Here is a 26,094-nt window from a genome sequence, read left to right on the forward strand (position 1 = left end):
CGCCCCGGAGAAATCCGGGGCATGCCAATATTTTCATGGATTTTTTGACCGATTATAAAATTCCGTTGGGCAAATGGGCTGAAGTGCTGTTTGATTGGCTGCAAGCCAATGGCGCGTGGTTTTTCGATTTTTTGTCCGATGTTCTGGAAGGCATGATTGATGCAATCCTGTGGTGTCTGCAAACGCCCCATCCGTTTATGATTATTGCGGGTTTTGCGGCTATCACCTGGGGTCTGCAACGCAATTGGTGGACTGTCTTGGGTGTTGTTATTGGCCTGATTTTCATCGTCAACCAAGGCTATTGGGAAGAAACCACCGAAAGCCTGACACTTGTTTTATCAGCTTGTGTGGTTTGCATGGGCATCGGTGTTCCGATCGGGATTGGACTGGCGCATCGTCCGCAGCTATATCGCTTTATCGCCCCAATTCTTGATCTGATGCAGACATTGCCGACTTTTGTTTATCTGATCCCGGCGATTGTGTTCTTTGGCATCGGTATGGTGCCGGGTCTGATCGCGACGGTTATCTTTGTATTACCTGCGCCAATCCGGCTGACGCATCTTGGGGTCACATCGACGCCCAGAGCCCTGCTTGAGGCGGCAGAGGCCTTTGGCGCGACACCCACACAAAAGCTTTGGAAGGTCGAACTGCCGTATGCGCGGCCACAAATTATGGCGGGGTTGAACCAGACGATCATGCTGTCACTTTCTATGGTCGTGATCGCAGCCCTTGTGGGGGCAGATGGGCTGGGCGTGCCGGTTGTGCGCGCGCTTAATCAGGTTAATACGTCTCTTGGATTTGAAAGTGGTTTTATCATTGTGGTGATCGCAATCATTCTGGACCGCATGCTTAGGATCACGAAATGAGCGCCGTCATTTTTGATGAAGTTTGTATTGTTTTCGGAAACCGTCCCAAGCGGGCTTTGCCCCTGATGGATTATGGCGAAACACGCACTGAGGTTGAGCAGAAAACGGGTCAAATTCTTGGAGTGCACAACTGCTCTCTTAAAGTCAGCGAAGGCGAAATTCTGGTTCTGATGGGCTTGTCCGGATCTGGGAAATCCACGCTTTTACGTGCGGTCAACGGTTTGAACCCTGTGGTTCGTGGTGCCGTTCATGTGGCTAAGAACGGCAAAATGGTCAATATCACGGATGCAGATCCCAAAACCCTGCGCAATATGCGGTTGCGGACGATTGCAATGGTATTTCAACAATTTGGACTATTGCCTTGGCGGACGGTCGCGGAAAATGTCGGACTGGGTCTTGAGCTTGGCGGTATGCCCAAAGCGCAGCGGCGCGAAAAGGTGTTGGAGCATTTGGATATTGTTTGCCTGTCAGACTGGGCCGACCGCAAAGTTGGCGAATTGTCGGGGGGTATGCAGCAGCGTGTCGGTCTGGCGCGTGCCTTTGCGACCGAAGCGCCTGTCTTGCTGATGGACGAACCGTTTTCAGCTCTTGATCCACTGATACGGACTAAATTACAGGACGAATTGCTGGACCTGCAGTCCCGACTTGGGAAAACGATTATTTTTGTCAGTCACGATCTGGACGAGGCCTTTAAGTTGGGCGATCGCATCGCCATCATGGAAGGTGGCCGGATCGTGCAATGTGGCACCCCGCAAGAAATCTATTCTGACCCAGCCAATGATTATGTCGCAGATTTCGTGGCTCATATGAACCCGCTTGAGGTTTTGGTGGCGCGCGATGTCATGGCGCAGGGCAGTCCTGGCACAGATCGTCAGATCGCATGGGATACGGATTTGAAAACCGTCATGACGTTATTGTCTGTAGATCCGAAACCGCTTGCAGTTATCAAAGAAAATCAGATTGTGGGACAGATTTCACCTTGTGATGTTTTTTCACGGCTGGCTTGAGACTTTAGCCTTTTTGCGAAAATGGATCGGCAGGGGTGTTTAACCGCAAGTGGCGCATAAAGGCCCGTGCGATGCGCGGTACGGGGCGCTGGTCGGACACCACAAAGTGCGTCTGATAACGGATTGGTGATGCAAATGGCACAAACGCCAGATCATTTGACCGATAATAATACAGCGGAAAAGGGTTCACCACGGCAAGCCCAAGACCACCCAATGCCAAATCTGCAGCCGCGAATGAGGTCGAGACCTCGGCCAATATGCGCGGAGTGCTTCGGGCCTGTTGCAAAATGCGTTCCAACTGACCCCTGCGTGCGTGGCGATGGGTTAGGGCAACGATATCTTGATTATGCAAATCTTTTGGGTCGATCTCTTTTTTCGGTGCCAGCGAATGATCCAGTGTCATGACACATACAGCTTGTGACTGGCGATAGCGTATTAATTTGACGCCAGCGCGCGACAGTTCAACGCCCGTCACACCAAGATCGAAACGATCATCCAGAATGCCGCGCGTGACCTCATCAGATGTATTGACCTCAAAGCTTACGAAAAAATGTGGGTTCGTTTTCAGAAAACTACTGATCTGCGTAACCAGAAACCGGTGTGCATAGGTGGGTGGTGAAATCAGGCGCAGGGTTTCCTGAACTGGCTCAGCAGGGCCATCAATACGGTTCAGTGCATCAAACAGCGGATCAAGCCTGCGATTCAGACGCACGGCTTCTTGTGTGGGGCTTAGCCTGCCACTATCGCGTTCGAACAATGTGGTGCCAACGCGATTTTCCAGATTGGCAATTGACCGGCTAACCGCAGATTGTGACATGCCCAGGTGACGTGCCGCCGCGGTTGTTGTTCCCACCTGCATCACCGCACGCAATGCCTGGTATTCTGGGATCGAGTGCCAATTTTTGGGTTTATTCACTTGTGTTTGGCCTGTTATGACTAGATTTATGATTAAAACGCATAGCATTTTATGTACGATATGCAAAAGAGGTCTGTTAACCTTTCGTTAACTTGGGGGAAGGTCAACGTCTTTGTCGTACACAACGCCTATCATTTTTGATGGCCATAATGATGTATTGTCCAAACTTTATCGCGCGGGCGGTCTGCCTGCTGCGGAAACATTTGTGACGGGTCGTGATGGTGCAATTGATCTTAAAAAAGCAGCAAAGGGCGGTTTTGGCGGTGGTTTTTTCGCCCTTTATGTCCCGTCCCCCATTGATGTAGATTTTAAGTTTCAGCAAATGACCAAGCCGCAATACGATCTGCCCTTGCCAGAGCCGATTGATTGGGAAGATGCGCTGCCTGTTGTGATGTCACAGGCCGCTATCCTGTTTGATCTGGAACGGCGGGATGTTCTGAAAGTGTGCCGCACAGTGGATGACATTCGAAATGCGATGGCTGCAGACAAGATCGCCGCCATCTTTCATATCGAAGGGGCTGAAGCGATTGATCCGGATTTGCACACTTTGGAGGTGCTCTATCAAGCAGGGCTGCGGTCCCTTGGCCCAGTTTGGAGCCGTAATACAGTCTTTGGTCACGGTGTACCATTCCGGTACCCGTCGAGCCCCGATATTGGCGATGGTCTTACGGATCACGGCCTGCGGCTGGTGCGGCGTTGTAGTGAATTAAGCATTATGATTGATCTGTCGCATCTGAATGAAGCTGGGTTTTGGGATGTTGCACGTCATTCGCAAAAACCGTTAGTCGCAACCCATTCGAATGCGCATGCCATTTGTCCACATGCCCGCAATCTGACCGATGATCAGCTAATGGCTATCGCAGAAAGTGACGGTATGGTGGGGGTGAATTTCGCTGTTGCCTTTTTGCGCGATGACGGGCGGATGGTGGCGGATGTACCGATAGAACAGATGCTGCGACATCTGGATCATCTGATCACCAAATTGGGCGAAGACCGCGTTGGGCTTGGCTCTGATTATGACGGTGCGGTTATGCCTGAAGGTTTGACCAGTGTCGCTGACTTGCCGAAACTAAGACAAACAATGAAAGAGCACGGATACGATAATATGCTTATCGAAAAACTGTGCCATGCCAACTGGTTGCGCGTTCTTGAAAAGACCTGGGGGTCATGAACAAATGCGTTTCCACAACAAAAACGACAACAGAAGAGGTAACTTTATGAAAACCTTAAATACCCTTATGAAAGGCGCCGCACTTGGGCTGGCGCTTGGCCTTATGGCGGCTCCTGCGACATTCGCGGAAACGCCATCTAACATGCTGGTGATTGCGCACCGAATTGATGATCTGACGTCGATGGATCCGGCTGAAAGCTTTGAAATTCAAGGCTCTGACGCAAGCCGTAACATGTATATGAAGCTGGTCAATCTTGATCCGACGAACCTTGACGGTGGCTATGTCGCTGAGCTGGCTGAAAGCTGGACCGTCAGCGAAGATGGACGCACGATCACGTTCACAATTCGGGATGATATCAATTTCCATTCGGGCAATCCCGTGCGTGCTGAAGACGCTGAATTTTCACTGCGACGCGCAATTCTTTTGGACAAAACGCCCGCGTTTATCCTAAAGCAATTCGGCTTTACCCCCGAAAATGTAGAGCAGACTATTGTTGCAGACGGCAATACGTTGTCGATCACAACTGACAAGCGTTATGCGACATCTTTTGTTCTGAACTGTCTGACCGCGACCATAGGTGGAATTGTAGACAAAGAACTGGTTATGGCCAATGAAGTTGACGGTGATATGGGCAACACATGGTTGCGCACAAACTCAGCGGGATCTGGTGCATATCGTCTGGTTAGCTGGAAGCCAGATGAGAGCCTGACACTGCAATCCAATCCTGACTTCCATCTAGGCGCACCTGCGATGGAACGTGTGATCGTCCGTCATGTGATCGAAAGCGCGTCCCAAAGACTGTTGCTGGAACGCGGTGATATTGATGTCGCCCGCAACCTGAACCCTGAAGACGTTGCCGGTGCATCTAATGCTGACAATGTTGTCATTCATGACGAACTGCGCGGCAGACTGATGTACGCAGCTTTGAACCAAAAACACCCAGAGCTGTCAAAGCCGCAGGTGCGTCAGGCATTCAAGTACCTAATCGACTATGAAGGCATGCAAAACAGTTTTCTGAAAGGGCAGTACACAACGCATCAGAACTTCTTGCCCAAGACCTATCTGGGTGCAGTTGATGAAAATCCGTTCAGTCTTGATATCGAAAAAGCCAAGGCGCTTTTGGCGGAAGCCGGTGTCGATGGCATGGAGCTGGAACTGGGTGTGCGTGAAGCACAGGAACGTATCGAGATCGCGCAATCCTTGCAAAATACAGCCGCTCAGGTTGGGATAAAGATCAATATAACCGTAGGGACATCCAAGCAAATTCTGGCACGCTACCGTGCGCGCGAACTGGATATCTATGTGGGCGCTTGGGGGCCGGATTACCCTGATCCACATACAAATGCGGGTACATTTGCCTATAACCCTGACAACAGTGACGAAGCGAACGCCACAGGTCTGCTGGCGTGGCGCAATGGTTGGGATACTGGTGGTTTAACTGAAATGGTCGATGCAGCCGTTGTCGAGAATGATCGTGAAACACGTGCGCAGATGTACCGTGATATTCAGGCACAGTTCCGCGAAACATCGCCCTTTATTGTGATGTTCCAGCTGACTGAACAAATTGGTCGTCAGGAAAACGTACAGGGCCTTAGCCTTGGTGGGCCGATCACGAATGCTGCTTACTGGAATGTGACCAAGTAAATGGCCGTAACCGACACAAATCGTGAAAGGCGCCGTCGTGCGCCTTTTGCAAAATGGGTCAAAACCACGCTTTTGACGCTTGGCTCAATCGCCGTGACGATGCTGGGTCTGGTCTTTGTGACCTTTATCATCGGCCGCGTGATGCCGATTGACCCGGTTTTGTCGATCGTGGGCGAACGCGCCTCGCAATCGACGTATGATGCAGTTTATCTGCAGCTTGGGCTGGATAAACCGCTGATCGTGCAATTCTGGTATTATCTTTGGGATGTCATACAGGGTGATTTTGGCATGTCATTGCGGACAGCCCGTCCTGTGTCGGATGATATCGCCCGCGTTTTTCCTGCAACGCTAGAACTGGCAACCATTGGTGTTTTCATAGGCATTTTTCTGGGTGTACCTCTTGGCGTAATCGCAGCCGTTCGTCGTGGATCGTGGATCGACCAGATCGCGCGGGTTGTGGCGTTAGTGGGATATTCCATGCCGATCTTCTGGCTGGGACTGATGGGGCTTTTGCTGTTTTACGGCATTCTTGGCTGGGTCAGCGGACCCGGCAGATTGGGTATTTTTTACGAAGACATCGTACCCACCCGAACCGGCATGATCCTTATCGATTCCGCCATTGCAGGGGAATGGGCCGTTTTCCGAAATGCCTTTAGCCATATTATTCTGCCTGCATCGCTGTTGGGGTATTATTCACTGGCCTATATCAGCCGAATGACCCGGTCGTTCATGCTGGAACAGTTAAGTGCCGAATACATCACCACTGCGCGCGTCAAAGGCATGTCGGAAAGTGCTGTGATCTGGCGCCATGCGTTCAAAAACATCCGTGTGCAATTGATCACTGTGATCGCCTTGTCTTACGCAAACCTGCTGGAAGGGTCGGTCCTGACCGAGATAATCTTTTCCTGGCCTGGCATCGGTAGCTATATCACAACGTCCCTTCTTAGCGCGGATATGAATGCGGTTTTGGGTGGCACCGTTGTTGTAGGGCTGATCTTTATCCTGCTGAATATATTTTCGGACCTGCTTTACAGGTTCTTTGATCCGAGATCGAAATAATGAACACGCCAACCTCCTATCGTGCATGGTTGCTGACGGATGCGCCGACATCGCGAAATCATGCACGCCTGTCCAGCTTTTACAAAGGCTGGCTGTCGTTTCGATCCAATCCAATGGCGATGTTCGGTTTGGGTATTCTGATCGCCTTGCTGTTGATTGCCCTTTTTGCGCCCATTCTTGCCCCCCATGATTGGCAAGCACAGGATTTGTCAAACCGATTGCAACCCCTGGGCACGCCGGGTCACATCCTAGGCACCGACAGTCTGGGTCGCGATATTCTAAGTCGTTTGATCGAGGGCACTCAGATCACACTTTATATCGTGACGCTGGTTGCCCTGATTGCACCAGTGGCCGGGTTGCTGGTCGGAACGGTGGCAGGATATGCCGGTGGCTGGGTTGATGTGGTCCTGATGCGGATTACAGATATATTTCTGGCTTTTCCGCGCCTTGTTCTGGCGCTGGCGTTCGTTGCCGCTCTTGGGGCCGGAATCGAAAATGCAGTGCTGGCGATTTCGCTGACGGCCTGGCCGCCTTATGCGCGGATCGCGCGCGCGGAAACGCTGACAATACGATCATCCGATTATATCGCTGCGATCAGATTGCAGGGGGCAGGTCCGTTTAGGATCATCATCAAACACATCTGGCCGCTTTGTATTTCGTCGTTAATTGTGCGCGTGACGCTTGATATGGCCGGTATTATTCTGGCCGCAGCTGGCCTTGGCTTTTTGGGGCTTGGCGCGCAACCCCCAAGCCCGGAATGGGGTGCGATGATTTCCGAAGGGCGTCGCTTTATTCTGGATCACTGGTGGGTTGCCACTATGCCTGGTCTTGCAATTTTTACCGTATCGTTGGCGTTCAATCTTTTGGGGGATGGTTTGCGTGATGTGCTGGATCCAAAAGACGGGGACAGCCAATGACCCTGCTTGATGTACAAAACCTGTGGGTGAAATTCCCAAACCGGCAGGGCGTCTTTGACGCTGTGCGCGGTGTTTCGTTTTCGCTTGGTCGTGAACGGTTAGGCATTGTTGGGGAAAGCGGGTCGGGCAAATCCATGACCGGGCGTGCCATTCTGCGGCTGATCCGTAAGCCTGGCATTGTTCAGGCTGATCATATCGCATTGGAAGGCCGCAATCTGCTGAACCTGCCCGAGGTCGAGATGCGCAAGGTGCGCGGGCAGCAGATTTCAATGGTGATGCAGGATCCAAAGTTTTCATTGAACCCGGTGATGCGTATCGGTGATCAGATTATGGAAGCCTATCTGCTGCACAATCGTACCTCCAAAGCGCAGGCGCGCGCCAAATCGCTTGAGATGCTACGCGCGGTATCCATCAACGACCCGGAACGTGTCATGCGTGCCTATCCGCACGAGATGTCAGGCGGGATGGGGCAACGTATCATGATCGCAATGATGCTGATCCCCGATCCGAAAATTCTGATTGCGGATGAACCAACATCCGCTTTGGATGTATCGGTCCAGCGTCAAGTGCTTGATATCATGGATGGCTTGGTCAAAGAGCGTGGCATGGGGTTAATCTTTATCAGTCACGATTTGAACCTTGTGTCCGAATTTTGTGACCGCGTACTGATCATGTATGCAGGCCAAATTGTTGAAGTTTGCGATGCTGATAAATTGCACGATGCACAACACCCCTATACGCAAGGGTTATTGCAATCCTTGCCGCGTCTGGACCAGCCACGGAAATATTTGCCCGTTCTGCAACGAGAAGACGACTGGCAAAAGGCGCCAATTGCAGGGGATCAGGCATGATCAAAGTTGAAAATCTGAATGTCTGGTTTGATGATGGATATGACCGCGTTGACGCTGTGCGCGGCGCAAGTTTTAACGTCAATCAGGGCGAAAGTTTTGGCCTTGTCGGCGAAAGCGGGTCAGGAAAATCGACTATTTTGCGTGCAATGACAGGGCTTGCACCAACGTGGTCAGGTCGGATCGAAATTGATGGGTTGGCCTTACATGGCCACAAACGGAACCGTGATTTTTATAAAACTGTACAAATGGTGTTTCAGGACCCCTATGCATCGCTGCACCCACGTCATTCTGTTGATCAGGTTCTGGGCGAAGCCCTGCACCTGCAAGGGTTTCGCGATATCGATACGCGTGTTGTTAAACTGCTGGATGATGTGGGGTTGGATCGTAAGTTCCGGTTCCGATACCCCCACCAGCTGTCTGGCGGTCAACGTCAACGCGTCGCCATCGCCCGTGCATTGGCAGGTGAACCCAAGGTGCTGTTGCTTGATGAACCTACATCCGCGCTTGATGTGTCAGTGCAGGCCGAGATTTTGAATCTGCTTACCGATTTGCGCGAAGAACATGGGCTAACCTATCTGATGGTGTCACACGACTTGCCTGTTATCGGCCATATGTGTGAACGTCTGGCTGTGATGAAAAGCGGTGAAATTGTCGAGGTGATGGATGTCACACAACTGCGCCAAATGCAGGCCAAACATCCGTATTCCCAAGAACTTATCGGCGTTTCCGTGGCGCATTAAGCATTTGCGTCTGCTGATATCGGTTTGCCAGATTCCACAAGTGCGGGCCGTCCCAGAAGCGCATCCAATTCATTGCGAATATCAATCTGTATGGCGCTGCTGAAAATAGGGCTGTAATTTGCGGTAAGACGTGTGATTTCAGTGATCGTTCCGCGGTTTGACCAGATGCCATCAAAAAACAGATCGCGTTCTTTTTCCCGACGTGGAATAATTTCGGGCGGTCTGCGCCAATTCAAAAAAGCGCGCCGTGCGCCGGAAATATCATCTGCTTTCCAAAGCTGAACCCAAGTCGCACGGGTAATACCACCGGTGTTATAATCAAATGACAAGGCGGCGGCGAATTGCGGCTCGGTCAGTTCAAACCCGTCAAAGGCACTGCGCACCCTGCGTGCATAGCGGTCCAATACCCAAAGCCAAACTTCAAGACAGCGAATGAGCGGTTGCGGATTATCGATATAACGCTCGACACTATGACCGCTGGAATTGGTTACCCCAATGCTCCAAGTCCAGACACCAACGCTATCGCGATAGGCTTGTCGAACCAAAGCCTCGTGATGGGCAATTTCAAGTGCGGTTCTTACGGTAATCTGCATATGTGGCCCATTCATTGCAAAAACGATCAACATAGCTAGGCTGTGCTTGATACTTTTTATGCGTTCTGTTTGTCATACTTGTGGACCTGCCGCATCGGACTGTCCCTATTATCGATATTTTTGGCCGTTCCCTGCTGAAACTGATCAAGCCGATACGCAAAACATCGCAGACAGTAGAATCTGCCGGTACGGCAAACTTTGCACTGTCACACTAATCTGGTGTCAAATCATCAAAATCTGTTAAGGGCGGGCTATGACGCTGCTTACCCCCCTTCGGCAGGCCTTGTCCGAGGTTCCCGATACGCTTCGTTTGGCCGTTCCGATTATTGTCGGTTTATCAGCGGCAATGCTGATTGGCGTGGTCGATACAATTATGATTGCCCCTTTGGGCACAACCGCTTTGGCGGCGGTGGGGCTGGCAAGCGCTGCTTTGGTTATCCTGTACTCTGCGCTTTATGGATTGGTGTCAGTGGTCGGTATCGAAATCGCGCGTCGCTATGGTACCGGGCGATCCGATGATGTTGCATCATCGCTTCGCAATGGCACGGTTTTGGGTTTGGTTGCGGGCAGTCTTGCAGCGGTTGGAATGATGGTTGCATTTCCACTGCTTAGATATCTGGATCAACCGCCTGAAGTGCTGCCGGTTTTGTGGCCCTATTGGGTTACGATGGCCATGGTTCTGATCCCGTTTTCAATGCTTTATGTGTTCAAGGGATTTTATGACGCCATTGGCCGCCCTTGGGTTGGCGCAGGTTTTGCAATGCTAAGCGTTCTGGTCAACATTCCACTGAATTGGCTGTTGATCCATGGTGTTGGGGGCTGGCAAGGACTTGGATTGATGGGGGCAGGGATCGCGAGCTTTCTGTCAGAATGTACGGCCCTTCTGGCTGCTTGGGCCTTTTGGCGATACAGAAATACCATGGCTGAATTTCGAGGCGCAGCTGCGATATCAATTCGCGATATGAGCCGCCAATTGCACGATGGAGGGCCAATTGCGTTGGCTTATACCGGCGAAGGTGCATCCTATTCCTTTGTTGGTATTATGCTGGGCTGGTTGGGGGTCGTCGCCCTTGCTGCCAATCAGATTGTTGGTTCGATCAGCACGGTGATTTATATGCTACCGCTTGGTATGTCTGCGGCGGTGGGTATTCGTATCAGCCTGGCAATGGGTGCGGGACAAGTCGAACGCGTCCGTAGTATCGGCATCGGGGCAATTGCAGCAGTTGTTGTTTGGATGCTATTCATAACGCTTCTTTTGATTGCATTTCGCGATAATATTGCGCGTGGCCTGTCAGCGGATCCCGCAGTGATAACCGTTGCGTCCACAATGTTTTTGAGCGTTGCACTCATGCAGGTCTTTGATGGTGTTCAGTCCACGGCCCTTGGTGCATTGCGTGGCCTGATGGACAATCGCGCGCCTTCAATCATCTCATTGATTGCATATTGGCCCGTGGCTTTGCCAGCAGCCTATTTATTCGGTTTCGTTCTGGATCTGGGCCCAAGCGGAATCTGGATTGGATATGGTATTGGCCTGTCGGTGGCGGCCTTTGCGCTTTTGTTCAGGTTCTATCGCAAATCGCAACTTTCCAGCGAAGATATATGATGCCCATAGACAAAGGCACATTCTATATTAAGTATACAGAAACGCATTGATAGCTTTGGGTGCTGGTAACACAATATGCTTGCAACACTCATTCCCAACTTTGATGAAGAAATTGCCAAAATTCATGAAATTGGGCGATCAGGTGTGTTCATGGTTTTTGGTTTCTCATTTTTTGGACCAGAACATGTTTACCAAAATTATCCCAAGGAATGGAGCGAGCTTTACCAAAAGCGCAATTATTATTTCGCGGATCCTGTTTTTGCATGGTCGCTCTCTTATACCGGCCGTAAACGGTGGTCTGATTTAAAGATGCATGACATGCGCAATGTCATGAAGGATTCCAAACAATTTGGACTAAAATATGGGGCAAGCTTTTCCAAGAAAAATGGCTTGACGCAATCATTTCTGTCAGTGGCTCGGCCAGATCGCGAACTGACAGATGTTGAGATGGAATTCATTGATGCAAAGTTTTGCACATGGGTGCAGCTGGTAATGGAAAAGCCACGCCTGACGGATGCCGAGTTAGATGTTCTGCGATGCCTTAGGGACGGGTTTTCGCAAAGCGAGATTGCAGAGATTTTGCAGATATCGGAATCTACCGTTAAACAGCGTGCGATCAAATCATGCAAAAAGCTAAATGCGCGCACTAGAACGCAAGCTGTGGCAATTGCTGTTGCGCGCAATTACCTGACCACTGAATATGGTCAGCAAAGCAAATTAGCTGTCCAATTATCCAAGTAATTAAGGCATTTTTATATTTTATAAAAACCGATCAACCACTAAATATAATTTAATTGTGTAGAATATGTCTTATTGGACATGCCCAAAAGACATTTTAACGGTATTTCTCTTTTTTAACGCAATGCAATAAAGTATAAAAGTTACGTTAATTATCTGTATCAGGAGTATTATAAATATGACGACCAATACAAAAAAAGTAATCGGTGTACGTTTCTGTGGTGGTGATGACTCTGGTAAATCCGGTGGCGGTGGAACAACCCCTATTGGCGTTTTCCGCTAAGTTATTTCAGCAGCATGGGCGGGCCGCATCTGTGGCTCGTCCTATTTTTATTGTAGTTTAAAACAAGTTTTTTTAAGGTGTGCAGTGGTTGATCTTGCGATTGATGGACACATTTTAAGACAGTCCAAAATAGAAGACTGTGAAACCCTTGGCCCGCATTTACGCAAAGCTGATATTGAAGAATTGCATCTTGCTGAATACCCAAGCTCTGTCGAAGCCTTGATAAAAAGTTTCAAAAATTCAAAAAAAGCGATCACTGTTTTGTCGCAAGATGGACAAGCTCAGATGATGTTTGGTGTCGGTTGGACCAGAACACCACGTGTTGGTCTGGTTTGGCTTTTGGCTTCGGATTATATTTTCGAGTGTCAGAAAACATTTCTTAGGTATTCACGGCCAGCGGTTAATTGGATGCTTGAAGATCATGATCTTATTCTGAATTGTGTGCACGATGAAAACACAGTCAGTTTGAATTGGTTGCGCTGGCTATCTTTTGAGGCGATTCAACATTATCCAGATTACGGTATTGGCGCACCGTTCACCGAAATGGCGCTGTTCAAGGACGAGGTAACAAAGTCCATGTATCTTTCCAAAAGCTGGCCACAAGGGCGGTCGTTTGAAGATGTTTTTGCACCGACGCGGCACGTGTGACGAACGTGTCCAACATCAAAACAATCTCGCCTTGGCGATCTTTGCACGGACCGGTTTTATTTCGATTTGCGGTGCTTGGCGTGGTATCGATTATGTTGGGCGGTGTCGAGATATTGCGCCTGTGGGAATTGTCGCGCCTTGTGTCTGACCTGTTGCAGGACAATACAGAAACGCCCGCAACCTGGCGATTGGTTTATGTTCTGGCCTTGTTTTGCATCGTACATCCAGCGTTATACGCAGCGACAGTCTATACTCGAAATGTGTTGATCCAGCTCAAATCCTATAATGAAATTCGCCAGGATTTCTTTACCAGGGTTCTGACACAACCCTACCAAACAATGCGCCGTTTGAGCACGGGCAAGGTGCTGGCTTATGCCACCTCTTACCCGGGATCTGTTGTGTCATTGGGCAGTGTCCTGTTGTCTGATTTAGGGTATTTTATTGCGTTCTTGGTCATGCTTGGCATTGTCTTGGTGAATGCCAGTAACCTATTGATCATACCGGTTTTATTCTGGATCATCGCTTTGTTTGTTGTGGCCGGGATCAGTTATCGCAGTATTGATCGTGCAGCATCTAAATCTATTGCGGCCAGCTCTGATCTGAATGGGGCCAAATCTGATTTTCTAGATAATTTCGCGCTGATCAAGACCAGTGGCAATGACAGCTTTCATCACAATGAATTGGACCGCCGCTTTTCAGATGCAAAGGCCAAGGCAGTTGCTGTTGGTAATCGCACAACGGGTTTACTAAGTGCTGTAAATTTCGTCAATTCCACCACAATTGCAATGGGCGTGGGCATTCTGGCCTTTCTGCAGATGCGTGGCGAAGCGGATGTTGCACTTTTTGTGCTGTTCGTTCCGGTCATGTTGCAATTGGCGGCGATTTCGCAGATTGCGATGGGCTCAATTAACTCTGGCCTGATTGCGATTGGTGAAATTCGTGCTGTGCGCAAATCATTTTCTGACACCGATGTCACACTGGCAGATCATAACGCAAACCAGACGGGTGAAATCACAGCCAATGCGATGACGATCATTCATCCGCGCGGTGATAACCCCATTCTTAAAGACATCGACTTCACCTTTACATCTGGCAGCCGTATTGGAATTGCAGCGCCATCAGGGGCAGGTAAAAGCACATTGTTGTTGGCAATTGCAGGTCTGGTGCCGCGTCAGTCTGGTGCCCTGAATGTTGGCAAAATCGAAGATCGTATCGCGATTTGTATGCAAGAGCCGCAGGTGCTGAACACCAGTATTTCCAATAATTTGCTTTATGGCGCAGCGTCTGATGCCACAGATCGCTTGACCGAGATCTTGCATGTCGTTGAGCTGGACGAGGTTCTGATCCCCGGCGGCATGGCTGAAAATGGTTTGGAAACAGTCATTAGTCCGAATGGTAGCAATTTATCAGGTGGACAAAAGCAACGTCTTGCTTTGGCGCGGGCTATCCTGTCTAGGCCAGAAATCCTGATTTTGGACGAGGCATTATCGGGCGTTGACGAGGCACAAGAACTTCGCATCCTGGGTGCTATAGATACACTTTTGCCAAATACCACGTTCATTATCGCATCACATCGCGCAAGCAGCCTGTTTCATTGTACACGGATGTTTTCAATCGAAAACGCGCGATTGGTTGAGATCGACAAAGCACCTTTGGCCCAATGAAATTGTTGCATTACTTTCGAAATTTAAAAGCGCCGGTTGCAGCTGAGATCCCGACCATAGATGCGATAATCGATGATCACAAAGTTCAGCTAAGACAAGCCAAAGCCGCAGATGCGCCAATCGCGACAGCAATGTTCCAGCGGGCCTTTGTCGAAGAACGGGCAGTGCGTTTGAGCGATGATATAAGTCCTGATCTTGCAGCAAATGTTGAGCAGGCCCAGGATTATTCAAATTCGACTGTTATTCTGGTTGATGATCAAATTGTTGGCTTTAGCTATTTTATGATTGCGGGAAACGATATGCGCCGGGCTCGTGAAATGCTGATAAAATATATCTATATCGTGCCGGAACATCGTTCTATCCATCTGATCAAACTTGCGATGGACCAGTTGGAAGGCGTGGCCCGTAACACCGGGTGCGCGCGACTTTATTGGGGGTTTGATACTGGTAAAGATCTGAAGCGCAAACGCAGTTTGGCCCGTTTTTTGGGGTTTAAGCATATTGATGATACGCTGTTTCTTTCCCTAAAGGATCAACAGCAATCGAATGATGCTCAAAGCGATTTGCAAAGTCTTAGTCGGCGCACCTATACGGCATACAGGCGCGTGTATGATGGGTTATTTTTTGAATTTCTGATCTTATCTATACTATCTTTTTTCGTATTTCGAAGCAAAGCCAAGAGTGGAATGAAGTTCTTTGAGACTCGTCAAAATGGTTATCTTTTTGCGTTTCTTTCAAAGAATTTCGAAGAAAACCTGATTTTCTGCCACGTCAATCACTGCTATCGCCCAACCAAGGATAACGTTGACGATTTGATCCAATGGGGGCTGGGCAACAACTGCAAATACATTTTGGTCGATACACAGCCCGTTGCACCACTGGATACTGAAAGTAAGAACGATCTGATCGAAAGCGGCTTTGAGGTATTAGGAGCTAATTTTTACAAGATAATTTGAAAGCCGCTGATTTCCCGGGTTTGAGCTATCCATTGAACGCCTCAAAGCCGATCAACTGATTTTTTAAAATTCTTCCTAATCAGTTTGCGTGTATGCATTGATACTAATTATACTTAGCGACATGCTTCATAGCATGCGGGCTTTGCCCACAAGTCTGCGATTGAACTACAAAATAATTTATAGACGCGAAAAACGGTGATTGACGCAAGGATGGTTTCCATCCCAATGTCCAATGCATGAGCGAGATATTTGATGGATCCTTCACCCAGCAAGAGCCTATCCCCGAAGAGGGTATTGCCGCGGCCATGAATGTGCTGCGGCATGGGCGTTTGCATCGCTATAATGTTGATGTCGGCGAAACGTCTGAAACGGCATTGCTTGAGCTTGAATTTGCACGGATGATGGATGCCAAGTATTGTCTTGCAGTGGCATCGGGTGGCTATGCGATGGCAACGGCATTGCGCACAGTTGGGGTCAAGCCGGGCGATAAAGTTCTGAGCAATGCATTTACATTGGCCCCTGTTCCAGGTGCGATTGCAAGTTTGGGCGCACAACCTGTTTTTGTGGATGTGACCGAAGATCTGACAATTGATCTGGATGATCTTGACCAAAAACTGGATCAGGCGAACGTGCTGCTGCTAAGCCATATGCGGGGCCATATCTGCGACATGGACCGTCTAATGGCGATGTGTGATGCGGCAGGCGTTGTGGTGATTGAAGATTGCGCACATACGATGGGCGCCAAATGGGGGGATACCTGGTCAGGGCGGTTTGGGGTATTTGGATGTTATTCCTGCCAGACCTACAAACATATGAACTCAGGCGAAGGTGGCCTGCTTATTAGTGATAATCCCGAATTGATGGCCAAGGCGATTATGCTGTCGGGGTCCTATATGATGTATGGTCGGCATGATGCAGGACCACCAGCAGAAGTGTTCGATCAGATCCGTTTTGAGACGCCGAATATTTCGGGCCGGATGGATAATTTACGGGCGGCAATTTTGCGGCCACAGCTGGATATTCTGATGGATCAGGCTGCACGCTGGAATGAACGGTATTGTGTTTTGGAAGACGGTTTGAAAAATACACCCGGGTTGACGGTGATCGACCGACCAAATCAGGAACATTATGTCGCGTCCTCTTTTCAGTTTTTGCTGTTGGATTGGAGCCCTGTGCATATCCGTGACGTCATCACACGATGCCTGAACCGCGGTGTTGAATTGAAATGGTTTGGCGCTGACGACCCCGTGGCTTTTACATCGAAATACGACAGCTGGCGCTATGCTGACCCGGCACCGATGCCCAAAACGGATCGTATCTTGCAAAGCGTGATGGACATGCGTCTGCCGCTGACGTTCAGTCTTGAAGATTGCGCCATGATCGCCCGCATCATCCGTGCCGAGGTCAGCGCCGTCTGGCAGGGGCACAGCTGACGGTTATCAAATCATGCTGAATAATCTTGATCGGCTGTATAACTTTCCCGTGCTTGCGCAATAATCATGAAAGGGGCGGGGCACGCCGTTCAATGATCGTTCTTTTTACCAAAGAAGTACTGGTAGATGCCTTTTCGGAAATCTTCTCTAGAATTATGTCGATTTCGTCCATTGATCTAACATAAAGCGTGGCAACGAAACAGTCATCACCAGTAACCTTGCTGCATTCTGTGATCTGTGGGGTTTCTATAATCAGTTGTTCCACAGGCTGAACTTTACCTGGCATAGGCCGGATCCGGACGATAGCTTTCAACACATAACCAAGTGCATGTGAATCCAGATCAACTGTGAAATTACGGATAATACCAATCTTTTCAAGTCGTCGTATTCGTTCAGCCACACTTGGGGCGCTTAGCCCTATATCCCCTGATATTTCCTTTAAAGACGATCTGGAGTCGTTCAGTAGGGAAATTATGATTCGTTGGTCTTTTTCATCTAAGCTTAGGTTTTGAATATCATTCAAAGGTTTTGCCTTTCAATAAATGGTAATCCGGTGTTCAAGCCTTTATGAAATTATATATGAGATAAGCGTGTTTAGCTATCCTGTGTTTTTCGCAAGACAGGATAGCACGTGACAACACATATACGCGGCGTAACTGAAATGACGTTGGCAATGACAATCTCCGGTACAATCGGGTGGTTTGTGCTGGCGTCCGCCCAACCTGCAATAGATGTCGTATTCTGGCGTTGTGTCTTTGCCGCAATTGCGTTGATGCTCTATTGCTATGTTACCGGGGCGTTTTCGGCGCGTGTAACAGGCCGGCAGTTTATGATCGCAATCCTAGGCGGTATCGCTATTGTGCTGAATTGGCTCTTTCTTTTTGCCTCGTATCGTTATGCTTCCGTCTCGATTTCAACGGCTATCTATAACGTACAGCCGTTTATTTTGCTGGGCTTCGGTGTGTTCATATTTGGCGAAAAATTTTCATTGGCAAAAGTTGGTTGGTTGGCTGTAGCTTTTGCAGGCTTGCTATTGATCCTGCTTGAAAGGCCGACGGCCGATTATATTGGCGGTAGCTATGCCTGGGGGGTGACGCTGGTTCTTGCGGCTGCTACGGGATGGGCCATTGCCGCTGCGACTACAAAGTACCTGTCAGAAGTGCCGCCGCAACTGATTGCGCTGATCCATGTTGTTACTGGCATTTTCATTTTACTGCCCTTTGCGGATCTTACCAATTTGCCAAGTGGTGGACGCACTTGGGCTATGCTTATTATTTTGGGGGTGTTTCATACGGGTCTGATGTATGCGCTGATGTACAGCGCAGTTCAGCGATTACCAACACATCTTCAAGGTACGCTAACCTTTATCAACCCGGTTATTGCGATTTTGACAGATGTATTCGCACTTGGTCATATCTTGCATTGGATACAGATTTTAGGGGTTGTTGTAATCCTTATTTCCGCAGCGGGAACGACGGTATTGCCGCGTCTTATGGCCAGACGCTCGGCGTAGGTTTTGTATGAATAAAAGCCCCGAAGAATATTCGGGGCCCATTCTTTTTTACATATTATCGCTGTGTCCGTTGTGATCGGCATGACCATTATGGTTCGGCTTACGTTCAAGATCGACAGGGATTTGCACCTGAACCTGGCCTGCCTTTTCGAACGTCAGTGTGACGTCGATCATTTCACCCTGAACCAGCGGCTGTTTTAGGCCCATAAGCATTACATGATCACCGCCGCGTTGCAGCATGTGGGTTTCACCGGCGGCGATGGGAAAGCCTTCTTCGACCTCCAGCATCATCATAATGCCGTCTTCTTCTTTGTGTGTATGCAGTTCAACACGTGCGGCCGCATCTGAACTGGCTGAAATCAGGCGATCATCCTGATCGGTGTGGTTCATAATGCTCATGAATGCCGCGCCCGATTTGGAGGTCGGTGTAGAAGATCGCGCATAGGGATCCGTAACCATGATTTTGTTCATCTTCTCGGCAAAAGCAGGAAGAGCAAGTGAAACTGCAACGGCTGTTGCAAGCAAAGTTTTCGATAAAGACATCCGGATGTCATCCTTTGATTTGTTCTGAATATAGAAAAGGAGTTGAACAAAACTCAGGCAGGGGGCGCACGTGCTCCAACTGTGTAAATAGCGGATAAATCAGCATGCTGAAGGGTGGGAAGATCAATTCTACATACCTGAAACCGCATCCGCAGCATCAAAGATGCAGGTTCTGAAATATTAGCAATCAGCGTTGCTGTGCAATCGGGGCAGATATGCGGATGGTCCACAGGGTTGCCGTCTGCATCGATCAGAACGGTCATTGTGCCATTGCCGTTGCAGATCACCATTTCGCCTGCAACAGCAGCCTGTCCGCGGGCCACAGCCATGCTTTGGCTGGTTGCCACGATCAACAGTACAAAGCAGATGGACAAAAAGCGCATGATCATGTGCGCCATATATCTGCACTGGGCGAAAGACCCAAGTGACAAAATGAAACAGCCCCGCCGGATGGCAGGGCCGTTTCAATTACATCAATCAAAAATCAGGCTGACGCCTGAGCCTTGGCAATGTCTTTTTTCACTTTCAGTGCCGAAGCAGACAATTCAGCGTCTTTTGCTTTGGCCATAAAGGCATCAAGTCCACCACGGTGATCAACGGTGCGCAGGGCAGCGGAAGACGCACGGAACTTGAATGAGCGGCCTAATACTTCGGACTGAAGGGTCACATCCTGCAGGTTTGGCAGAAAGCGACGCTTGGTTTTATTATTTGCATGGCTGACGTTGTTACCAGACATGGGACCTTTACCGGTCAATTCGCAGCGGCGCGACATAGGTGTATCCTCAGGTTTTTTAAACAGGCGAAAGCCTCGCAGGCGCAAGGCTGGAATTCAGTTCGTGCCGTTTAAGCGCCAATGCCCAATAGGTCAAGCGATTCATTTATGATTTGACCCAAAGTTTCATATTTTAAACTGGCATTTTAGGATCAGCAGCAATGATTTAATGCCGTCTTCGGATATTGCCTGGACGGCCCTTTATTTGAAGCACGGCATCGGACCGTTCAGATTGACTGATCACGCGGCCATTTGCGATGACAAACAGGCGATTGGCCCTTAGGCGCAATGCCTCGATCGGGTTGCCTGCATCCAGGATAACAAGCGATGCTTTGGCACCAATTTTCAAGCCGTAATCTGTCAGGCCCATCGTTTTGGCATTATCGACGGTGATCATGTCAAAGCATTTCCGCATTTCGTCAGGACTGGTCATTTGCGCGACATGCAGACCCATAAAAGCCACGTCCAGCATATCGGCGGTTCCCAATGAATACCACGGGTCCAGAACGCAATCCTGCCCCCAGCCCACATTGATACCCATTGCCAGCATTTCTTTCACGCGGGTCAGGCCGCGGCGCTTGGGGAATGTATCATGCCGCCCTTGCAAAACGATATTGATCAGTGGGTTCGGAATGACCGAGATTTCGGCTTCGGCGATCAGGGGCAGCAATTTTGAAACATAGTAATTATCCATCGAATGCATCGACGTCAGATGCGATCCCGCAACACGCCCCTGCAAGCCAAGGCGCTTTGTTTCATAGGCCAGCGTTTCGATGTGACGCGACAGCGGGTCGTCGGTTTCGTCACAATGCATATCAACGGGCAGGCCGCGATCTGCTGCAATCTCGCATAGCTCTTTCACCGAAGCAGCACCATCCACCATGGTGCGTTCAAAATGGGGTATGCCGCCCACAACATCCACGCCCATGTCCAAAGCGCGGATCGTGTTTGCGCGGGCGCCCGGGTCGCGGTAAAAGCCATCCTGCGGGAACGCGACCAATTGCAGGTCGATATAATTTTTGACCTGTTCGCGGACCTCAAGCAGCGCCTGAACGCCTTTCAGGCTGTCGTCGCATGTGTCGACATGGCTGCGAATGGCCAAAAGCCCCATGCTGGCGGCCCAGTCGCAATATTGCAGCGCGCGTGTGACAACATCGTCCTGCGTCATGACCTGTTTCAGTTCATTCCACAGACCGATCCCTTCCAGCAGTGTGCCAGACGCATTTATGCGCGGTGTGCCATAAGACAGTGTGGCATCCATGTGAAAATGTGGATCAACAAAGGGTGGGCTGACAAGATCGCCGCTTGCGTCGATGATCTGTGCGGCTTCTGCACTGCCTAAAAGTTCTATCGCTTTGATCCGGGTGCCGGTTATTCCGATGTCGGCGACCGTCCCATCGGGCAGCGTTCCACCTTTGACGATTAGATCAAACATCACCGTTCTCCTTTGTTGAATGGGACCATAAGGGCGGCGGGAACCTGTGCGCGGCGCGACATCAGCACCAACGCGAGGATTGACAGGATGTAAGGCATCATCAGGAATATCTGATAGGGAATATCGGCAGCAAGGCTTGTCTGTTGCACACGAATTTGCAACGCATCAAAGGCTGCAAACAGCACAGCCCCCAGCAACGCTTTACCGGGCTTCCACGACCCAAAGACCACAAGTGCAATGCAAATCCAGCCACGTCCGTTGACCATTTCGAAAAAGAAGCTGTCAAAAGCGGACATGGTCAGAAAGGCACCGCCCATTGCCATAAAACCGCTGCCAATGATGACGGCCCCCATGCGGATCGCAGTGACTGATAGTCCTTGGGCCGCCACGGCTGCGGGGTTTTCACCAGCCGCACGGACGGCCAGACCAAGCGGGGTGCGATACAGAACCAGACTAACGACCAGCACTAAAATGAAAGCCAGATAGGTAAAGGGCGTTTGCGAAAACAGCGCCGGGCCAAGCAGCGGAATGTCGGATAAAAGTGGTATATCCCACGGCTGAAAGGCTTGGATTTTCGGAGGGCTTGTGACCTCGGGCAGGGCAAGGCGATAGGCGTAATAGGTGGCGGATGTGGCCAGCAGTGTGACGCCAAGCCCAACGACATGCTGCGACAAGCCGAATGGCACTGTCAGTGTGCTGTGCAAAAGGCCAAACAGCATCCCCACCAGCATCGCAGTGCCGACGCCGATCCAAAGCCCAGTGCCCGAATAAACTGCCATCCACCCTGCGAAGGCACCTGCGACCATGATCCCTTCGATCCCAAGGTTCAGCACCCCGGCACGTTCGCATATCAGTTCGCCCAATGTAGCGAAGATCAGCGGGCTGGCGATACGGATGGCCGCGGCCCAAAAGCTGGCAGATAGCAGGATATCGATAATCTCCATATCTAGCCCCTGACAATCCGAAAGCGCGTCAACATAATGGCCAGAACCATCAGCAACAGCGCAGTGGCCAGCATTATGTCAGCTAGATAGGTGGGCACGTCTGCCGCGCGGCTCATACTATCGGCGCCAACAAAGATGCCTGCCACGAACAAGGCGGCCATGATCACGGCCAGCGGGTTCAGCAAGGCCAGCATTGCGACGATAATCCCAGTATATCCAAACCCCGGACTTAGATCGAGCGTCAGGCTGCCTTTTAGCCCTGCCACTTCAGAAAAGCCGGCCAGTGCGGCCAGACCGCCGGATAGAAGAGCGGTTTTGATCAAGACAAGGTTCACAGGAATTCCCGCAAAAGCGGCGGCTTGCCGGTTCAGGCCAACCGCGCGCATCTCGTACCCCAAAGTGGTGCGCGCTTGGATGACCCAAACGATAATGGCCGACATGATTGCCAGCGCGAAACCCCAGTGCAGCCGAAGCCCGTCAATGATGCGGGGCAAGCGGGCCTCGGGCAGGACGCGGGCGGATTTTGGCCAACCCATGCCCATTGGGTCCTTTAGTGGGCCTTCAAGCAACATCGAGATGAACAGCAGAAAAATGAAGTTGAACAGCAGCGTAGTCACAACTTCATCGACGCCAAAGCGCGTCTTTAAAAGGGCTGGGATCAAAAGTAGGATGGCGCCTGCTAAAATCGACAGAATCGCAAGCGTCGGCAGAATGGCAAAGCTGGGCCAGGCCAGTGCCCCGGTGCCCAAAAGAACCGTGATCAACGCGCCTGCATAAAGCTGTGCCTCGGCCCCGATATTCCAGAATTTGGCGCGGAACGCGACGGCGACGGCAAGGCCTGTGAAGATCAAGGGTGTTGCGCGGTTCAGCGTTTCAAGCAATGCGAATTTTGATCCGAATGCACCTTTGACGATCAAACCCAATACGGAAAAAGGATTGGCCCCTGCGATCATTGCCAGAAGCGCTGTAATCACGACTGTCGCAATTATTGCCAAAGCAGGTGGGACCAGTTTGCGCGCCAGCGTCGGGTTTTCGATGGGTTCAAGACGCATGGGCAACCCCAGTGTCAAAGCCCTGACCCGACATCCAAATACCCAGCTCAGCCGGGGACATCTGATTGCGCAGAAAGGCTGGCGACAGTTGTCCGTCTGCGATCACATGGATGATATCCGACAGTGCGATGATTTCGTCCAGATCTTCTGAGATCAAAAGTATCGCGGCCCCACGATCCCGTGCGGCCAGAAGTTGACTGTGAACATAGTTTACCGCCCCGATATCAAGACCACGCACAGGTTGATTGGCAAGAACGATCTTGGGGTCAGCCTCAAGCACGCGGCCCAGGATCAGCTTTTGCATGTTTCCGCCGGACAGCAACCGGATCGGTGTATCAGGCCCAGGGCATCGCACATCGTATTTGGCAATGATATCCTTGGCAAATAGACGTGATTTTCGCCAGTTCAGCCAGCCACCTTTGCTGAACGGTGCGCCGACATAACGTTCCAAAATAGCGTTCTCGGTCAGATCAAAATCTGACACAGTTCCAGTTTTATGACGGTCTTCAGGAATACGCGCGATGCCGTTTTTCACGGCCTCGCGCGGGGTCCATTTCTGTATGGTTTTCCCGTTCAGGCTGATCGTGCCCGTGTGCGGAAAGTGTACGCCGCCCACAATGTCAGCCAAAGGTGCTTGGCCGTTACCGGATACCCCTGCAAGGCCTATGATCTGACCGGCTTTTAAAGCAAGGGATATGGACTTTAGGCCCGGTGCGGTACCGATATTTGGTGTACTGACATTCTCCAACACTAACAGTGGCGCGCCAGTGGTTGCAGGGGCGATATTCGGTGGGGTTGCGTTCGCCCCCATCATCATCGCAGCCAAGGCTTGTTTGTTTGTATCCGTGGTATTTACGCTGCCCACCAGTTTGCCGTGCCGCAACACGACCACACGATCTGATATCGCCATCACCTCGTGCAGTTTATGCGAGATGAAGATAATCGACAGGCCGTTTGCGATCGCTTGTTTCAGGGTTGCGAACAGATCGTTTGTTTCCTGTGGTGTCAGGACTGCGGTTGGTTCATCAAGTATCAAGATGCGCACATCACGATAAAGCGCCTTGAGGATTTCGACACGCTGGCGTTCACCCACCGTCAGATTGCCCACTTTTTCGTCAGGTGAAATAGCCAGTTGAAAGGTTTCTGACAGCTCTTTAATCCGATCACGGGCTGCATTGATGTCCAGTCGGGGGACGAACAGCGAACGCGTGCCAAGGATGATATTCTCCAGAACACTCATATTATCCGCCAGCGTAAAATGCTGATGCACCATGCCCACACCCGCATCCAAAGCTGCGCGCGAATTGCCGGGTGGCAGAGGGTTTCCAAATACCTCAACAGATCCGCTATCGGCTGTGTACTGGCCGAAAAGGATATTCATTAATGTGGTCTTGCCCGCCCCGTTTTCCCCGAGCAGGGCAACAACTTCACCCTTGCGCAGTGAAAAGCTGATCGCATCGTTTGCGACCAGCTTTCCGAAGCGTTTGGTAATAGCATCAAGGCAAAGAACCGTGGGCGCATCGTGGTCCATTACAACCTAGGATGACTTGGGTTCTTCATCATTAATTTCGACAACAAAGTCGCCCGATTTAATTTCAGCCTGACGCTTCATCACCAATTCCATAGCGTTTTCAGGCACTTTGCCTTCGAACGTACCCAGTGGCGCTAGCGATGCGCCGCCTTCGTTCATAAACGAATAGATACCGTAATCCGCAGCGGTGAAACTGCCAGCCTGAACTTCGGCGATGGCTTTATCCAGCGTTGGCTCAAAGTGCCAGATGGCTGATGCCACAACTGTGTCGGGATATTCTGCTTGCGTATCGATCACATTTCCGATGGCCAGAACGCCTTTTTCCTTGGCTGCATCCGAGACCCCGAAACGTTCTGCATAAAGCATGTCCGCGCCGTTTTCGATCATCGCAAAGGCCGTTTCTTTTGCCTTGGGTGGATCGAACCAGCTGCCGATAAAGCTAACCTGAAAGGTGATATCAGCGTTCATTTCGCGCGCGCCAGCCATGAAGGCGTGCATCAGGCGATTCACTTCGGGGATGGGAAAGCCACCGACCATTCCGATATTTCCAGTTTCGGTCATAGCCCCCGCGATGATGCCTGACAGATAGGATGCATCCTGAATATAATTATCAAAGACAGCAAAATTAGGCAGGGCGGCATCTTCTTTGAAGCTAGATCCCATCAGGAATGCGACATTTGGATAGTCCGCAGCAACTTCGCGTGCTTCTTGTTCGGCGCCGAAAACTTCGCCTATGATCAGTGTGTTACCGGCTTCGGCGTATTCACGCAGCACGCGCGCATAGTCGGTATTGCTGACATTTTCCGAAAAGCTGTATGCGATATCGCCACGGGCCTGCGCGGTCAGGGCGGCCTGATGAATGCGGCTGACCCATTGCTGTTCGACAGGCACGGTATAGACGCCTGCGGTTTTAATGGGTTCGGCAGCCATTGCGCGTGTGGCACCCAAAGGTCCGATCATCAGCGAAGTCGCCGCAGTTGTTGCAAGAAAATACCGGCGGTTGATTTCAGATTTATGTTTCAATTCAATGGTCCCCCTGTGATTCCTGCTATGTAGCAGGCAATCGGAACAATGGGTCAAGGATTGAATAGCGCTGCACCCTTCAAGTGATTGAAATTTCGCATCAATTATCTGACCTTGATTGAAAACTGTGCGGTGTGATCTGCGTTTACGGTGACGCGGAAATTGCTTTGCACTTTATGATTGTACTCACT

Annotated in this window: 26 protein-coding genes; 15 read left to right on the forward strand and 11 right to left on the reverse strand. The window is 50.4% G+C overall.

Annotation, left to right across the window (positions count from 1 at the left end):
- The first annotated feature begins 35 nt into the window (after positions 1-35).
- Both choW and choV read left to right on the forward strand, forming a co-directional pair.
- Entirely contained in the window at positions 36-866 is an 831-nt protein-coding gene (gene choW / locus HRQ87_RS06995; RefSeq protein WP_174136687.1) for a choline ABC transporter permease subunit, read from the forward strand.
- Positions 863-1,873, forward strand: a complete 1,011-nt coding sequence (choV, locus tag HRQ87_RS07000; protein ID WP_174136689.1) for a choline ABC transporter ATP-binding protein — start codon at positions 863-865, stop codon at positions 1,871-1,873. Before choW ends, choV begins: the two co-directional genes overlap by 4 nt.
- 4 nt (positions 1,874-1,877) lie before the next feature.
- Here choV and HRQ87_RS07005 read toward each other — a convergent pair whose 3' ends face one another.
- The gene (locus HRQ87_RS07005; protein WP_174136691.1) at positions 1,878-2,789 is read right to left on the reverse strand and encodes a LysR substrate-binding domain-containing protein; all 912 of its coding nucleotides are present in this window, start codon (positions 2,787-2,789) and stop codon (positions 1,878-1,880) included.
- Positions 2,790-2,901: 112 nt separating this feature from the next.
- Here HRQ87_RS07005 and HRQ87_RS07010 point away from each other — a divergent pair, with 112 nt between their 5' ends.
- From HRQ87_RS07010 to HRQ87_RS07035, 6 genes are read left to right on the forward strand one after another with little or no spacing between them, the layout of a single operon-like run.
- Positions 2,902-3,960, forward strand: a complete 1,059-nt coding sequence (locus HRQ87_RS07010) for a dipeptidase (protein WP_174136693.1) — start codon at positions 2,902-2,904, stop codon at positions 3,958-3,960.
- A 46-nt stretch (positions 3,961-4,006) separates the two neighbouring features.
- Positions 4,007-5,605 carry an ABC transporter substrate-binding protein gene (locus HRQ87_RS07015; protein WP_174136695.1) on the forward strand — a complete coding sequence of 533 codons (1,599 nt, stop codon included), beginning with the start codon at positions 4,007-4,009 and terminating at the stop codon, positions 5,603-5,605.
- Positions 5,606-6,664: an ABC transporter permease gene (locus HRQ87_RS07020; RefSeq protein WP_174136697.1), complete on the forward strand. Its 1,059-nt coding sequence runs from the start codon at positions 5,606-5,608 to the stop codon at positions 6,662-6,664.
- Positions 6,664-7,581, forward strand: coding sequence for an ABC transporter permease (locus HRQ87_RS07025; protein ID WP_174136699.1), 918 nt, complete (start codon positions 6,664-6,666; stop codon positions 7,579-7,581). The genes HRQ87_RS07020 and HRQ87_RS07025 overlap by 1 nt, the downstream gene beginning before the upstream one ends.
- Positions 7,578-8,432, forward strand: coding sequence for an ABC transporter ATP-binding protein (locus HRQ87_RS07030; RefSeq protein ID WP_174136701.1), 855 nt, complete (start codon positions 7,578-7,580; stop codon positions 8,430-8,432). Before HRQ87_RS07025 ends, HRQ87_RS07030 begins: the two co-directional genes overlap by 4 nt.
- Complete coding sequence (locus HRQ87_RS07035) at positions 8,429-9,172, forward strand: ABC transporter ATP-binding protein (protein WP_174136703.1); 744 nt, start codon at positions 8,429-8,431, stop codon at positions 9,170-9,172. The genes HRQ87_RS07030 and HRQ87_RS07035 overlap by 4 nt, the downstream gene beginning before the upstream one ends.
- Here the strand turns inward: HRQ87_RS07035 and HRQ87_RS07040 are convergent.
- A complete protein-coding gene (locus tag HRQ87_RS07040; RefSeq protein ID WP_174136705.1) occupies positions 9,169-9,765 on the reverse strand; it encodes a lysozyme in 597 nt (198 codons plus the stop codon). The genes HRQ87_RS07035 and HRQ87_RS07040 overlap by 4 nt on opposite strands.
- A 253-nt stretch (positions 9,766-10,018) precedes the next feature.
- On the opposite strand from HRQ87_RS07040, the gene HRQ87_RS07045 reads away from it, so the two are divergent.
- The 6 genes from HRQ87_RS07045 (at position 10,019) to HRQ87_RS07070 (ending at position 17,090) form a co-directional block, all read left to right on the forward strand.
- Positions 10,019-11,368 (forward strand): MATE family efflux transporter, encoded by a 1,350-nt coding sequence (locus tag HRQ87_RS07045; protein WP_174136707.1) that lies wholly within the window; start codon positions 10,019-10,021, stop codon positions 11,366-11,368.
- Between the two features lie 75 nt (positions 11,369-11,443).
- The gene (locus HRQ87_RS07050) at positions 11,444-12,109 is read left to right on the forward strand and encodes a helix-turn-helix transcriptional regulator (RefSeq protein WP_174136709.1); all 666 of its coding nucleotides are present in this window, start codon (positions 11,444-11,446) and stop codon (positions 12,107-12,109) included.
- 364 nt (positions 12,110-12,473) lie between these two features.
- Positions 12,474-13,037 (forward strand): hypothetical protein, encoded by a 564-nt coding sequence (locus HRQ87_RS07055; RefSeq protein ID WP_174136711.1) that lies wholly within the window; start codon positions 12,474-12,476, stop codon positions 13,035-13,037.
- 5 nt (positions 13,038-13,042) lie between these two features.
- Positions 13,043-14,701, forward strand: a complete 1,659-nt coding sequence (locus HRQ87_RS07060) for an ATP-binding cassette domain-containing protein (RefSeq protein ID WP_174136713.1) — start codon at positions 13,043-13,045, stop codon at positions 14,699-14,701.
- Positions 14,698-15,657, forward strand: coding sequence for a GNAT family N-acetyltransferase (locus tag HRQ87_RS07065; protein ID WP_174136715.1), 960 nt, complete (start codon positions 14,698-14,700; stop codon positions 15,655-15,657). Before HRQ87_RS07060 ends, HRQ87_RS07065 begins: the two co-directional genes overlap by 4 nt.
- Positions 15,658-15,893: 236 nt before the next feature.
- Positions 15,894-17,090, forward strand: coding sequence for a DegT/DnrJ/EryC1/StrS family aminotransferase (locus HRQ87_RS07070; RefSeq protein ID WP_174136717.1), 1,197 nt, complete (start codon positions 15,894-15,896; stop codon positions 17,088-17,090).
- A gap of 64 nt (positions 17,091-17,154) precedes the next feature.
- Here the strand turns inward: HRQ87_RS07070 and HRQ87_RS07075 are convergent, their stop codons facing one another.
- A complete protein-coding gene (locus tag HRQ87_RS07075) occupies positions 17,155-17,613 on the reverse strand; it encodes an Lrp/AsnC family transcriptional regulator (protein ID WP_174136719.1) in 459 nt (152 codons plus the stop codon).
- Positions 17,614-17,721: 108 nt separating this feature from the next.
- Here HRQ87_RS07075 and HRQ87_RS07080 point away from each other — a divergent pair, with 108 nt between their 5' ends.
- Positions 17,722-18,603, forward strand: a complete 882-nt coding sequence (locus tag HRQ87_RS07080) for an EamA family transporter (RefSeq protein WP_174136721.1) — start codon at positions 17,722-17,724, stop codon at positions 18,601-18,603.
- 48 nt (positions 18,604-18,651) lie between these two features.
- On the opposite strand, the gene HRQ87_RS07085 is transcribed toward HRQ87_RS07080, so the two are convergent.
- The 8 genes from HRQ87_RS07085 to HRQ87_RS07120 all read right to left on the reverse strand — a co-directional run bounded on the left by HRQ87_RS07085 (position 18,652) and on the right by HRQ87_RS07120 (position 25,840).
- Positions 18,652-19,146 (reverse strand): copper chaperone PCu(A)C, encoded by a 495-nt coding sequence (locus tag HRQ87_RS07085; protein WP_174136723.1) that lies wholly within the window; start codon positions 19,144-19,146, stop codon positions 18,652-18,654.
- Positions 19,147-19,199: 53 nt separating this feature from the next.
- Positions 19,200-19,529, reverse strand: a complete 330-nt coding sequence (locus HRQ87_RS07090) for a hypothetical protein (RefSeq protein WP_174136725.1) — start codon at positions 19,527-19,529, stop codon at positions 19,200-19,202.
- A 101-nt stretch (positions 19,530-19,630) separates the two neighbouring features.
- Complete coding sequence (gene rpmB / locus HRQ87_RS07095) at positions 19,631-19,918, reverse strand: 50S ribosomal protein L28 (RefSeq protein WP_174136727.1); 288 nt, start codon at positions 19,916-19,918, stop codon at positions 19,631-19,633.
- A gap of 166 nt (positions 19,919-20,084) precedes the next feature.
- Positions 20,085-21,353: an amidohydrolase family protein gene (locus HRQ87_RS07100; protein ID WP_174136729.1), complete on the reverse strand. Its 1,269-nt coding sequence runs from the start codon at positions 21,351-21,353 to the stop codon at positions 20,085-20,087.
- On the reverse strand, positions 21,353-22,297 hold the full coding sequence (locus tag HRQ87_RS07105) for an ABC transporter permease (protein WP_174136731.1): 945 nt from the start codon (positions 22,295-22,297) through the stop codon (positions 21,353-21,355). The genes HRQ87_RS07100 and HRQ87_RS07105 overlap by 1 nt, the downstream gene beginning before the upstream one ends.
- A 2-nt stretch (positions 22,298-22,299) precedes the next feature.
- Complete coding sequence (locus HRQ87_RS07110) at positions 22,300-23,349, reverse strand: ABC transporter permease (RefSeq protein WP_174136733.1); 1,050 nt, start codon at positions 23,347-23,349, stop codon at positions 22,300-22,302.
- Complete coding sequence (locus tag HRQ87_RS07115; protein WP_174136735.1) at positions 23,339-24,880, reverse strand: ABC transporter ATP-binding protein; 1,542 nt, start codon at positions 24,878-24,880, stop codon at positions 23,339-23,341. The genes HRQ87_RS07110 and HRQ87_RS07115 overlap by 11 nt, the downstream gene beginning before the upstream one ends.
- A gap of 6 nt (positions 24,881-24,886) precedes the next feature.
- Positions 24,887-25,840, reverse strand: coding sequence for a BMP family protein (locus tag HRQ87_RS07120; RefSeq protein ID WP_174137181.1), 954 nt, complete (start codon positions 25,838-25,840; stop codon positions 24,887-24,889).
- Positions 25,841-26,094: the final 254 nt, after the last annotated feature.

Source organism: Parasulfitobacter algicola (assembly GCF_013315265.1).
Lineage (GTDB): Bacteria > Pseudomonadota > Alphaproteobacteria > Rhodobacterales > Rhodobacteraceae > Parasulfitobacter > Parasulfitobacter algicola.